Below are 12,668 nucleotides of genomic sequence, written 5' to 3'. Positions count from 1 at the left end.
GCAATGTGCCACGCGTGGCACATTGCCGGAACTGACCCCGCTTTTTTATCCGTCGCTGCGCAGCGCGGCGATGGGGTCGAGCGCGGCGGCCTGGCGCGCCGGGAACACGCCGAACGCCAGCCCGACGCCGACGCACAGCAGCACCGCCACCATCAGGCTCAACGGCGACCACGCGACCGACCATCCGGCCAGCGCCGCGATACTGTAGGCGGCCACCGCGCCCAGCGCCAAGCCCAGCAGGGCGCCGCTGACGGCGATCACCAGCGCCTCCGCCAGGAACTGCTCGATGACATCGCGCCGGCGCGCGCCCAGCGCCCGCTTCAACCCCACTTCACGCCGCCGCTCCAGCACATTGGCCAGCATGATGTTCATGATGCCGATGCCGCCCACCAGCAGCGACACCGCCGCGATCGAACTCATGACGATGGTGAAGATCCGCTGCGTCTGCTGATTCTGGCGGTACAGCCCCATCGGCACGATCAGATTGGTGTCGTCGGCGCCTCCGTGGCGCTGCGCGATCAGCGCCTGCAGCACGCGCGCCGCGCTGTCCGGCGCCACGCCGCTTCCCAGCCGCACGCTGATGCCGTCCACCTCGTCCTCGATGCGCTTGAAGCTGAAGCGCGCGCGGCCGGTCTCCCAGGCCACGAACAGCCGTTCGTCATCCAGCCCCAGCTTCACGCCTTCGAAATCGGACTTGCTCTGCGCGCGGTCGGCCAGGATGCCGACCACTTCCAGCCAGACGTGGTTGAGCTTGACGCGCTGGCCGATCGCCGGTCCGTCGCCGAACAGGGTGCGCGCCAGCCGCGCGCCGACCACGCACACCGGCGCCAGCGTGGCGCCGTCCTGCGCGGCCAGCCAGCGCCCGCTGGCCACCGTCATGCCGCTGTGCGACGCATACGACGGCGACACGGCGTAGGCGCGGCCCGTCACCACCTTGTCGCCCAGCACCAGCTGGTCGACCTTGATCTCCTTTTTCAGCGCCACCGATTGCGCGCCCGGCACCACCGACAGCGCCGCTTCGGCGTCGGCGGCGGACAGGCCCAGCGAGCGGGTGCGGATTTCCTTCAAGCGCTCGGGTTCGATGGCCTTGCTTTCGACGAGCACATTGTCCAGTCCCAGCTCGGCCACCAGCCGCAGCGCCTCGCGCCGGCCGCCCTCGCCCACCGCCAGCATGGCGACGATGGCGGCCACGCCGAAGATCATGCCCAGCAAGGTCAGCCCGGTGCGCAGCTTGCGCCGCCGCAGTTCGGTGACCGCTTCGCGTATCAGCGCCAGGTTCATGACTTCACCGCCGCCGGCGGCAGCAGCACGACGCGCGCGCCGGCCGCCAGCCCACTCTTGAGTTCGCTGCGCACCGGACCGCGCTGGCCCAGTTCGATCTTGTGCCGCACCGGCTTGCCCTGCTCCTCGGTATAGACGGCGTAGCCGGAACCATCCTGCACCAGCGCCAGGTTGGGCACGGTCAGCGCGGCCGGCCGCGCCACCAGCTGCACGCTGCCCCGCAGCGCCTGGCCCGGCTTCAGGCCCAGCTTGAGCGCCGTCTCGTTCGGAATGGCGGCGTCGAAGTCGCTGTACTTGACCGGCGATTCGGCGGAGACGGTGCCGGCGGTGCTGCCGACGCGGGTCACCGTCAACGCCAGTGCGGTGCCGGTGCCGGCCAGGCGCACCTGCACCGGCAGGCCGGCCTTCAAGCCGAAGGCCTGTCCCTCGGCCACGCTGAAGTGCGCCACCAGCTGGCGCAGGTCGGGCAGCATGCCGAATACCTGTCCGGCCGACTGGCTGGCGCCGATTTCCGGCTTGGCGCCGTCCCAGCGCGGCACCAGCAGGAACACGCCGTCGTGCGGCGCCACCAGGTCCAGCGCGGCCAGGCTGTCGCGGTTGCGCCCGGCGGCCTGCTCGATGCTGTCGCGCTGCGAGTGCAGCACCGCGTCCTGGGCCGCCGCGCGCGTCTGCGCCTGGCCGCTCTTCCAGTCCAGATAGCTGCGCTTGGCGCCGAGGAAGCCGACGTCGGCCAGCGCGTCGAGGATGGTGTTGCGGGCGAAGATGGTCAGGTCGACGTCGGCGTAGCGCCGGCTCAGGCCCAGGTCGTCCTCGACCTTGGCGCGCTCGCCGGCCAGTGTGCTGCGTTCGACGGCGGCGTTGGCGGCGTTGCCGGCTTCGGCCAGCGTCTTGCGCAGCAGTTCCAGTTCGGCCTGCGACAATTCCATGCGCGACTGCGGCGCGTCGAAGCGCGCCACCACGTCGCCCTGGCGGACCGCGCTGCCCTCCGCCACCATGCTCACCAACACGCGCTGGCTCCAGCCGCTGCCGGGCACGGCCAGCATGGTGCTGGCGGCGGCATTGATTTCGCCGTCGACCTGCAGCGTCTCGGCCCACGGCCGCGCGGCCAGCGTTTCGATGGCGCCGGATGCGGCCGGCTCACGGTCGCCGCAGGCGGCCAGCGCCAGCATCAGCGCCAACGATGATGCGGCCAGCCGCAGGCTCGGCAGTCGCTGCTTCATCACTCGCTGCTTCATCGGCTGCGCTCCTTGCCGCCGGCATCGACGACCAGCACCGCCTGCACGGCGGCGCCCGGCTTGAGGCCGGCCGGTGTCCCATCAAACTGCAGTTCGACATTGCGCACGATGGTCGACTGCGCGGTGGACTTGCCGTGGAAGGCGCGCCCCAGCGCGACCACGTGCGCGTTCAGCGCCTGGTTGGCGCCAGGCACCGTCACCCGCGCCTGCTGGCCGACATGGACGCTGGAAGCCTGCGCCTCGGGCACCGCGGCGTTGATGTACAGCTGCTCGGGATCGGCCAGCGTGGCGACCGACAGGCCCATGAACACCTGGCTGCCCACGCTGAATTTTTCGCCGCTGAAATTGCTGCGATACATCAGCAGCCCCTTGCGCGGCGCGATCACGGTCAGCGCCGCCTGGCCCTTGGCCAGCGCGGCCTGTTGCAGTTGCAAGTCCGCCACTTCGGATTCCAGGTCGGCGCGTTCGGCATGGCGGGCGCGGATTTGTGCCGCGCGCTGCTGCACCGCCAGCTTGGCCAGCGCGGTTTTTTCCGTGCGTTCGATGACCAATTTGTCATAGTCGACGCGGCGTATCAGTTCCTTCGGCTGGCTGGCCTTGCGCTCGGACTTCTCGGCATTGCTCTGCGCCTCGGCCACCGCCAGCTCGCCGGCGCGGTCGGCCTCGGCCTGGTCGAGCAGCAGCTTTTCCAGCGCGCGCCGCTTTTCGTTGAGCTGGCCCTGCTGCTGCATCAGCTGCGTGGTGACCTCGCCGGCCTCGAACTGGGCGATCGGCTGGCCGGCCTGGACCAGCGTGCCTTCGGGAGGGATGCTGGCCAGCTTGTATTGCCACACATACGGAATGGACGGCGGCGACACCGGCAGCGCCTGGCGCGACGCGATCTCGCCCTCGATGGCCAGCAGCTGCACCGACGGCGGCGGCGGACGCACGGCCGCTGCCGCCGTGCGCGGTTCGGCAAACACGCTCATGCCCGCCACCAGCGGCAAGCCGTGCCCTTCCGGCAGCCCGATGCGCACGCGGAAATAGCGGCCCCGGCCCCAGCTGGCGCGCGCTTCCGGCGCGCTGGTGATGGACTGGATCTTGCCGGTCAGCGCGGCGCCGGGCAGCGCGTCGAAGCGCAGGCTCAGGTCCTGGCCCTCGGACAGGTAGGGCCGGTCCGCTTCCAGCACCCAGGCGCTGGCCGCCATCTGGCCCTGGCCCTGCACCACGCCGGCCGCGTTGCCGGGCCAGGCCGACGCCCCCTCCTCGAAGCGCTCTCCCTTCCAAGGGCTGTAGCCATGCACCACCACACCATCGCGCTCGGCACGCACTTCGGACTGCTTCAACTGGGCGATCTGGAAAGCCAGGTTGATCTGCATTTTTTTCATTTCCAGCTCGCCATCCTCGCGCCGGCGATCGACCGAGCGCAGATAGTTGTCGCGGGTTTCCCGCTTGATCGCCAGGTCGCGGGTGGCGCGGTCCAGCTCGGCCTGGTAGCGGTCGTAGTTGAGGGGCGTGATCTGCAGCTTCGGCAGCGCGGCGTCGACCTTGGCCTTGGCCAACGCGGCCTCGGCGCTGATCAGCGCTTTCTCGGTATCGATGGCGCCGGCCTCGAGATTGGCGACCTCGCGCTGGGTGCGCGCGATGGCGCGTTGCAGTTCGATCTTCATGCGGTCGATGTTGGCGCCGCCGCTGGTTTCAATCCGCAGCACCAGGTCGCCGGCCTTGACCGGCGTGCCTTCGGCCACGAAGTTGCGCAGCACCACAGGCGCCGACATCGACGGCGGCACGACGATGGTTTGCGTGTCCAGCGCTTCGATTTCACCGGTCAGCAATACCGGCCGGGCGATGGGTGCGGCCCCGGCAACGGCCTGCCGCGCCGGCGCCGCAGGCGATGGCGGTGCAGCGGCAGAAGACACGGCGGACACGGCGGCGGCGATGCCGGCGGCCAGCAACGGCAGCGCGCACAGCAGCGCAATCGTCGTTGGCCGCAGACGCGGCCTCACGCGGCGGCCTCGTCGATACGGCCATCGCGCAGGTGGATGGTGCGCTGGGCGGCGGCGGCAACGTCCGGATCGTGGGTCACCAGCACCAGCGTCTGTCCGCCTGCGTGCAGTTCCCGCAACAGCGCCATCACCTCGGCGGCGCTGCGGGAATCGAGGTTGCCGGTCGGCTCATCGGCCAGCAGCAACGCCGGCCGGTTCAGCAGCGCGCGGGCGATGGCGGCGCGCTGCAACTGGCCGCCGGACAGTTGTCCCGGCAGGTGGCCGACCCGCTCGCCCAGGCCGATGCGCTCCAGCAGCGCGATGGCGCGGCCGGCCGCTTCCGGATCGGCGGCGCGGGCGTAGCGCTGCGGCAGCAGCACGTTTTCCAGCACCGTCAGGCGCGGCAGCAGGTGGAAGGACTGGAACACGAAGCCGATGCGGCGGTTGCGCACGTCGGAGGCGGCATCGTCGTCGAGGGCGCTGACGTCGTCCTCGGCAAGCCGGTAGCGGCCGCTGTCGGGCCGGTCCAGCACACCGAGCACGTTGAGCAGCGTGGACTTGCCCGAGCCCGACGGCCCCATGACTGCGACAAATTCGCCGGAGGCGATATGCAGGTCGACACCGTCGAGCGCACGGATGTCGTTGCCGCCCTGGCGGTAGGTTTTGCGGATAGCGCTGAGCTCAATCATCCGTGGCAGTATCCCGTCCACGGCTGATGCTGTCAATTAAGCAATTGACGAACAGTACAACATTTTTTCACAACGCGGGGCCGCTAGCGGCTGGCGCCCCGCGTGTACTCGGGGAACATTTCCTTGAGCAAGAAGGCGATCAGGTCCTTCTCGTCTTCCTTGCGCGCGCTCATGATGACCACTTTGCCGAGGCGGCGCGATTCCCATGGGAAATCGCCCTGCTTTTCCTTGCGGATCACCTTGATCATTTCCTTGACCACGGCCGTCTCGATGTCCGGCTCGGCGCCCTGCTCCACGTGCACCTGCTGCGTCCAGTTGCGCTTGAAGTTGGTGTTCCAGCCGCGGAACTTGACGTCCGCGCTGTGGTAGCTCTTGTCCACCGAGAAGATGCCGCCCGTGTCGTCCTTGTCGGCGCCGCCGGAACGGCCCTGCGCGCCGGCGATGTTGGCCTTGGCGATGCGGGTGGCGCGCTCGTTCTCGGTCTCGGTCGGCGCCGGCGGCGCCGGCTGCGGATTGTTGGCTTCGCGCGCGGCGCGGCGCTTGGCGATCATTTCCGACATGTCCGCCTCGGGCGGCGGCGTCATCGTCGCCTGCACCGGCGGCACATAGGTTTCCAGCTTCGGCCGGATCGCCGCCGGCGCCTCCTTGCTGACCACCTGCTTGCGCGGCGGCGGCGGCTTGCTGGCCTTGGCCACCTCGGTCTTCTTCGGCTGCGGCTTGTTCGGCGCCTTGTCCGGCAGCGGCGCGATATACACCATCACGCCGCCCTTGGGCGGGGCCGAATGCTTGCGCTCGGGCGCCGGCGACAGGAAGTAGTACAGCACGCCCAGCAAGTGCAGCGCGATGGAAATACCGATGCCGACCCGGCGCGACTGCGACTTGCGATCCCAATCGGCGTACCTCGCCCCCGGCTCAGGCAAGCGCTGGCCGCACGTTTCGCAATATTCGGAATTTGCAGAAAGTATGTGGGAATCGTGGTGCAAAATAGCAAACCTTGGGTGGGAACGAAGTCGACAAAAATGCGGCCATAGTGCCAGAGTCCCGCGATTTTGGGAACTGCTGAACAGGGGCCATGATAGCGCGCCGGACGGCAACGCGTACGCTCCAGGGTATATACCGGGAGTAGCTTACAAGTTCCGCGTCTTGATGGGTGTTACCGTATGTATCAGCAATCTCACGAAATCGGCTGCGGCAAGGCCGTGGCGGACGCGGCGGCGGCGCGGTGGCGCGCGCCGCGGCGGGGCGCCTCCTCCATCAGGCCAAACATCGCGTTTACGCAGCGATCCGCGTCTAAAACCTGGCGCGAACGCAGCTGCGGCCGGGGCAAGGCATGGGTGTAGTAGTGCGCGCCCTCCACCGGATAGCCCAGCGCCCAGATGCCGGCGGCGGCCTTGCCGCGGGCATCGACCGGCCGGCAGTCGGCGTCGATTTCGATGCCGCCGGGGTGGAAAACGCCGTTGTAATAGGGCCGCACCAGCCCTCTTTTGAGAATATTACGGATAAGTAAGGATTCGTCGATTTCGGGAAAAAAGCCGTCCAGGCGGGCAATTACCAGCACATCGACCGGGTGTTTGACGGTGCCGCCGCCGAATTTGGTGCCCAGCACAAAGGTCGAATCATATTCGTCGATGTCGATGGTGCTGTTGGGGCCGGAAACGATGGTGACCACGCCGGCGTCCAGCAGCGCCAGCAATTCCTGGTTGCGCCGCAGCGGCGGGCCGAAGGCGGCGCGGTTGATGGCCGGATGGTAGACGTTGAGGAACTTGCGGTGCGAGGTCGGCGTCAGGCCGCCGTGCTCGATCGCCGCCTGCAGCGTGGCGCGCACGTCGCGCAGCGCGTCGGTGGCGGCCTTGACCGCGCTGCCGACGTTGCCCAGCCGCGCCTCGGCCAGGTCGGCGCGCAGCCAGCCGGTGAAAAAGTGGCGGAAGTCGTCCAGCGTGGCAAACTGGCGCTCGCGCAGCGGGAACAGCAGCTCGTCGATCAGCGCCTCGTCCTGCGCACTGGGCACGAAGGCGGCGGGATCGGGCACGGCGCCGTCCGGCGCGGCCAGCGCCAGCGTGGCGCGGTAGACCCAGGCCATTTCGCGCTTGAGCAGCGGCAGCAGTTCGCGGTCGAAATCGAGCTGGCGGCTGCCCCGGCCGGACAGCGCCATGCGCCGCAGCGCGTCCACCGCGTCGGGGGTGAAATAGCGCGGCTGGTGGCGGCCGTCCAGCCCCTTCTGGTTGACGCCGCGCGCGGCGTACGGCAGGCAGTTGCGGGAACATAGCGTCAGCTGCGGTTCGCGGCCGGAGCGGCGGTACAGCAAGCCTTGCTCGCCCTGCGCGAAAACGCCGCCCCGCCCCGTCGTCAGCTCGGCGATGACGTCGTGCGCGCTCAGGCCCAGCCCCTGGATCGCCACGCGGGCGTCGGCGGCGATGCGATCCAGCTTGTCCAGCGGATAAACATGGCGCACGAAGCCCAGCCGGCTGTTGTAGCGCGCGTGATCCTGGGCGAACTTGCCCAGCCAGGCGTCCAGGTCGCTGGGCAGGTTGCGGCCGTGGCCGGTCGTCAGGAAGACGAAATCGCTGTAGACCATGAAGCCGCTGTCGAGCTCGATGGCGCAGCGGCCGTCCGGCTGCTGCCACAGGTCGGCGGCGCGCAGGCGGTGGTGCGTCAGCGTGGTGCTGGCCGGCAGCGCGGCGGCGATCTGCTGGTAGGCCCAGGCCAGGTATTCGCCCAGCAGGCAGCGCGGCAGGTAGTCGGCTTCGGTGATGTCGGCCCCGCCGTGGTCGCCGAGGCGGTAGAAACGCTCGCCGACGCGGCGGTAGCCGGCCTGGCGCGCCCACGCGGTCAGCGACGGCGTCGCGCATACCGGCGCGTGGCGCACGGCGCCAGCGGCGGGAAACAGCGTGACCTGGCTGGCGATGGTGTTGATCAGCAGATGCTGGGGCTGGCGCATGCCGTGCACGCCCGGGCCGCATTCGCCGGGTTCGACCAGGATGATGTCGAGCGGCAGCTGGCGGCTGCCGGCGATGGCGGCGATGCGCTCAAATACGCTGAGCCCGCGCGGGCCCATGCCGATGATGGTGACACTGTAACGCTTCATCTGCGACCGCCCTTTCATCGTAGCCAACTTGCCTATGATAAAGAGGCGGTCTCCCGCTCAGCTTGTCACCGCTCAATGCTTGACGGTGTTCACCGCTTTCAGTGGCACGGCGTGCACACCTTCCGGCACCGGCTGCGCGGCGTCGTCGGCGAGCTCGTCGTCGCCCATCGGTCCGCTGCCGCTGTACTTGTCGAGGAACAGGTAGATCACCGGGGTGATGTACAAGGTGATCACTTGCGAGAAGATCAGACCGCCGACCACCGCCAGGCCCAGCGGCTGGCGCAGCTCGGCGCCGGCGCCCAGGCCCAGCGCGATCGGCAAGGCGCCCATCAGCGCGGCCATGGTGGTCATCATGATCGGGCGGAAGCGCAGCACGCAGGCTTCGCGGATCGCCTCGGCCGGCGTGCGGCCCTCGTTGCGCTGCACGTGCAGCGCGAAGTCGATCATCATGATGGCGTTCTTCTTGACGATGCCGATCAGCATCAGGATGCCGATGATGGCGATCATCGTCAGGTCCAGGTTGAACAGGCGCAGGGTCAGCAAGGCGCCCACGGCGGCCGACGGCAGGCCGGCCAGGATGGTCAGCGGGTGGATATAGCTTTCATACAGCACGCCCAGCAGCACGTAGATGACGCCCAGCGCGGCGATGATCAGGATCAGCTGGCTGCTCTGCGAGCTCTGGAACACGGCCGCGTCGCCGCCGTAGTTGGTGATGATGGACGCCGGCAGATGCATGTCCGCGCCCATCTTGTCGATCTTGGCGGTGGCCGTGCCCAGCGGCACGTCCGGCGCCAGGTTGAACGACAGCGTGATCGCCTGCAGCTGGCCCTGGTGGTTGACGGCGGTCGGGCCGATGGTGCGCTCGACGCTGGCAAAGCTGGACAGCTGCACCAGCTGGCCGGTCTTGTTGCGCACCGAAATCTTGGTCAGCGCGCTGTCGAACTGGCGGTCGGCGTCGGCCGCCTCCATGATCACGTAGTAGCTGGCGGCCGGCGAGTAGATGGTCGACACCTGGCGCTCGCCGAAGGCCAGGTACAGCGCCGTGCGGATGTCGCCGATGGCCACGCCCAGGTTGTTGGCCTTGTCGCGGTCTATCTTCAGCGACGCCTGCAGGCCCTTGTTCTGCGAATCGCTGGTGACGTCGCGGAAGTCCGGATCGGCGCGCAGGCGGTCCAGGTATTTCTCTGCCCATTCGTTCAGCGCGCCGGGGCTGACCGACTGCAGCGTGTACTGGTAGCGGCTCTTGGACTGGCGTCCGCCCAGCTGCAGGTTCTGCACCGGGCTCAGGTAGACGGAAATGCCGGCGACCTTTCTGGTGGCCTGGCGCAGGCTGTCGAGCACCTGCGGCATCTTGTCGCGCTGGTTGCGCGGCTTGAGCACCAGGAACATGCGGCCGCTGTTGCCGCCGCCGGTGAACGAGGTCACGTCCTGCACGTTGGGGTCGGCCTTGATGACGGCCGCCACGCGGTCCTGCAGCGCCAGCATGGCCGAGGTCGAGATATCCTCGGATGCCTCGGTGCTGACGCGGATCTGGCCCAGGTCCTCCTCCGGGAAGAAGCCTTTCGGGATCGTGATGTACAGCACGGCGGTCAGCGCGAAGGTGCCCACCGCGGCGGCCAGCACGACATAGCGGTGGTGCAGCGCGATGTCCAGCGTGCGCACGTAGCCGTTGCGCAGCGCGGTGAAGCCGGTCTCGAACCAGCGGCCGATGAAGCCGCCCTTGTCGTGTTCCGGATCGATGGCGTCGGCCGGCAGCAGCCGGCTGGCCAGCATCGGCACCAGCATCAGCGACACCGCCGCCGACACCAGCACCGACAGCGCCACCACCACGGCGAATTCGTGGAACATCAGGCCGATCACGCCCGGCATGAAGAAGATGGGAATGAACACGGCCACCAGCGACACCGAGATCGAGATGATGGTGAAGCCCATTTCCCTGGCGCCCACCAGCGAGGCTTGCAAAGGCTTCTTGCCCAGTTCGATATGGCGCACGATGTTTTCCAGCACCACGATCGCGTCGTCGACCACCAGGCCAACCGCCAGCGTGATGCCAAGCAGCGAAACGTTGTCCAGGCTGTAACCGAAGGCGTACAGCAGGGCCAGCGCGCCCAGCAGCGAGATCGGCATCGTGATGGCCGGGATGAAGGTGGCGGCGGCGCGGCGCAGGAACAGGAAGATCACCAGCACCACCAGCGCGATGGTCAGCAGCAAGGTCAGGTTGACGTCGTGGATCGCTTCGCGGATCGACACCGAGCGGTCGTTGACCAGGTTGATGTTGATCGACGCCGGCAGCTGCGCCTTGAAGCGCGGCAGCAGGCGGCGCACGCCGTCGACCACCTGCACGGTGTTGGCGTCGGGCTGGCGCTGCACCAGCAGCACGATGGAGCGCTCGCCGTTGTAGCTGCCGTAGCTCTTGACCGACTGGAAGCTGTCCTGCACGTCGGCCACGTCCTTCAGCCGCACCGGCTCGCCGTTGCGCATGGCGATGATCAGCTCGGCGAATTCGGACGCCTTCATCATCTGGGCATTGCCCTGGATGGTCAGCGTCTGGCTCGGGCCGTCAAGCACGCCCAGCGGCGTGTTGGCGTTGGCCGACTTGATCGCCTGCTGCAGCTCGTCGAGCGTCATGTTGCGGGCGTTCATCAGCTCGGACTTGGCGCGCACGCGCACGGCAAAGCGCTTCTGGCCGTTGACCGTCACCTGCGCCACGCCCGGCAGGGTCGACAGCGACGGCGCGATCAGGTTCTCGGCGTAGTCGTTCAGCTCGGACAAGGTCAGCGACGGCGAATTCATCGTCATGAACAGCACCGGCGCGTCGGCCGGGTTGACCTTGCGGTAGGACGGCAGATCCGTCATCTCGACCGGCAGCTGGCGCTGCGCGCGCAGCAGCGCGGCCTGCACGTCGACCGCCGCTTCGTTGACGTTGATGCTGGGATCGAACTCCAGCGTCAGCGAGGAATTGCCCAGCGTGTTGGTCGAGGTGATCATCGCCAGGCCGGCGATGGTGGAGAACTGCTTTTCCAGCGGCAGCGCGACGGACGAGGCCATCGTGTCCGGCGAGGCGCCCGGCAGGTCGGCCGAGACGTTGATGACCGGGGTGTTGTAGCTCGGCAGCGCGGCGACCGGAATGTAGAAGTAGGCCAGCACGCCGGCCAATATCAGGCTCAGCGACAGCAGCACCACCATCACCGGCCGGCGGATGCATAGTTCTGAAAGGTTCATTGCTTAGCCCTTCTCTTTCGCGCCGTCGGCCGGCTTGTCGGCCGACGCGACGCGCACCTTGCCGCCCGGCCGCAGGTTCTGCTTGCCGTCGACGATGACTTTCTCGCTGCCGCTCAGTCCCGATACGGCGGCGTTGTCGCCAAACGCGTACAGCCGCTTGATGTTGACCACCTTGGCGGACTGGTCGGCATCGACCGCGTACACGAATGTACCTCGGCTATTGCTAATGATAGCGTTTTGCGGGATCACCGTTGCATCTTTCAGCACATGGGAGATCAGCCGGGTGTTGACGTATTGGCCGGGCCACAGGTTGGTGTCCTTGTTGTCGAACTGGGCCTTGACGCGGATCACGCCGGCCACCGGGTCGACGGTGTTGTCGATGAAGCTCAGCGCGCCGGTGATTTCCTTGTCGGAGCTGCCCAGCGCGACCTTGACCGTGACCGGCCCTTCATGCTGCGCCTGCAGCAAGCCGGCCAGCGCCGATTCCGGCAGGGTGAAGGCGACGGTGATCGGGTCCAGCTGGGTGATGGTGGTCAGCGACGTCGCCAGCTGCACCAGGCTGCCCGGGTAGACGTTGATGGCGCCGACGCGGCCCGTCATCGGCGCGCGGATGCTGGTGTAGCTGGCGTCCACGCCGACCGAGCGGGCGGCGGCGATGTCGGACTGCAGCAGCGCGCGCGCCGAATCGACCTGGCTCTTGAGCGTGTCGACCGCGCCCTGGGCGATGAAGTTCTTCGACAGCAGCTCCATCGAGCGCTTGTACTGGCGCTCGTAGTCGGCCAGCGCGGCGCGGTCGCGCTCGACCTGGGCCTGGGCCTTGTCGACGTTGGCGCGCTCGCTGCGGTCGTCCAGCGTGAACATCAGCTCGCCCGATTTGACGAACTGGCCTTCCTTGATATGGACCCTGGAAATGGTGCTGGTGGTTTGCGGATGCAGGTCGACGGTGCTGATCGGGGTCACGGTGCCGTTGGCCTGCAGCACGACCGGCACATCCTGGCGGCTGGGCGCGATCACGCTGACGGTGGTCGGGCCTTGTGGGCCGCTGCCGTTCAGGGGCTTGGCGCCGGCTTGCTGCTCGCCCGAACCGTGGGTCGTGTACCAGATGCCGCCGCCGATGACGGCGATGGCGCCGGCCAGGATTGCTAAGGAAGATTTTTTCATTTTTTGAACCAGGTTTTACCGTCGTAAAATA

The 12,668-nt window shown here is 68.0% G+C and carries 8 protein-coding genes; all 8 read right to left on the bottom strand.

Annotation, left to right across the window (positions count from 1 at the left end):
* Positions 1–45: 45 nt before the first annotated feature.
* The 8 genes from ACCD07_RS29595 to ACCD07_RS29560 all read right to left on the bottom strand — a co-directional run bounded on the left by ACCD07_RS29595 (position 46) and on the right by ACCD07_RS29560 (position 12,637).
* Complete coding sequence (locus ACCD07_RS29595) at positions 46–1,281, bottom strand: ABC transporter permease (RefSeq protein ID WP_413449392.1); 1,236 nt, start codon at positions 1,279–1,281, stop codon at positions 46–48.
* Positions 1,278–2,501, bottom strand: coding sequence for an efflux RND transporter periplasmic adaptor subunit (locus tag ACCD07_RS29590; protein WP_413449391.1), 1,224 nt, complete (start codon positions 2,499–2,501; stop codon positions 1,278–1,280). The genes ACCD07_RS29595 and ACCD07_RS29590 overlap by 4 nt, the downstream gene beginning before the upstream one ends.
* Before the next feature lie 11 nt (positions 2,502–2,512).
* Positions 2,513–4,501: an HlyD family secretion protein gene (locus ACCD07_RS29585; protein ID WP_413449390.1), complete on the bottom strand. Its 1,989-nt coding sequence runs from the start codon at positions 4,499–4,501 to the stop codon at positions 2,513–2,515.
* Positions 4,498–5,169 carry an ABC transporter ATP-binding protein gene (locus tag ACCD07_RS29580; protein ID WP_353405371.1) on the bottom strand — a complete coding sequence of 224 codons (672 nt, stop codon included), beginning with the start codon at positions 5,167–5,169 and terminating at the stop codon, positions 4,498–4,500. The genes ACCD07_RS29585 and ACCD07_RS29580 overlap by 4 nt, the downstream gene beginning before the upstream one ends.
* An 83-nt stretch (positions 5,170–5,252) precedes the next feature.
* Positions 5,253–6,089: a hypothetical protein gene (locus ACCD07_RS29575; protein ID WP_353405373.1), complete on the bottom strand. Its 837-nt coding sequence runs from the start codon at positions 6,087–6,089 to the stop codon at positions 5,253–5,255.
* A 254-nt stretch (positions 6,090–6,343) separates the two neighbouring features.
* The gene (locus ACCD07_RS29570; RefSeq protein ID WP_413449389.1) at positions 6,344–8,254 is read right to left on the bottom strand and encodes an FAD/NAD(P)-binding protein; all 1,911 of its coding nucleotides are present in this window, start codon (positions 8,252–8,254) and stop codon (positions 6,344–6,346) included.
* A gap of 72 nt (positions 8,255–8,326) precedes the next feature.
* Positions 8,327–11,476: an efflux RND transporter permease subunit gene (locus ACCD07_RS29565; protein WP_413449388.1), complete on the bottom strand. Its 3,150-nt coding sequence runs from the start codon at positions 11,474–11,476 to the stop codon at positions 8,327–8,329.
* Positions 11,477–11,479: 3 nt separating this feature from the next.
* The gene (locus ACCD07_RS29560; RefSeq protein WP_413449387.1) at positions 11,480–12,637 is read right to left on the bottom strand and encodes an efflux RND transporter periplasmic adaptor subunit; all 1,158 of its coding nucleotides are present in this window, start codon (positions 12,635–12,637) and stop codon (positions 11,480–11,482) included.
* Positions 12,638–12,668 lie beyond the last annotated feature (31 nt).

It is taken from the genome of Duganella sp. Dugasp56 (assembly GCF_047304105.1).
Classification (GTDB): Bacteria; Pseudomonadota; Gammaproteobacteria; order Burkholderiales; family Burkholderiaceae_D; genus Rugamonas; species Rugamonas hordei.
Note: the sequence above shows the minus strand (reverse complement) of the source record. Positions and strands in the feature narration are given on the sequence as shown.

Bases quoted from the DNA above. Each gene is read 5' to 3' on its own strand.
- ACCD07_RS29595 (WP_413449392.1), bottom strand. From the start codon at position 1,281: ATGAACCTGGCGCTGATACGCGAAGCGGTCACCGAACTGCGGCGGCGC.
- ACCD07_RS29590 (WP_413449391.1), bottom strand. From the start codon at position 2,501: ATGAAGCAGCGACTGCCGAGCCTGCGGCTGGCCGCATCATCGTTGGCG.
- ACCD07_RS29580 (WP_353405371.1), bottom strand. From the start codon at position 5,169: ATGATTGAGCTCAGCGCTATCCGCAAAACCTACCGCCAGGGCGGCAAC.
- ACCD07_RS29570 (WP_413449389.1), bottom strand. From the start codon at position 8,254: ATGAAGCGTTACAGTGTCACCATCATCGGCATGGGCCCGCGCGGGCTC.
- ACCD07_RS29565 (WP_413449388.1), bottom strand. From the start codon at position 11,476: ATGAACCTTTCAGAACTATGCATCCGCCGGCCGGTGATGGTGGTGCTG.
- ACCD07_RS29560 (WP_413449387.1), bottom strand. From the start codon at position 12,637: ATGAAAAAATCTTCCTTAGCAATCCTGGCCGGCGCCATCGCCGTCATC.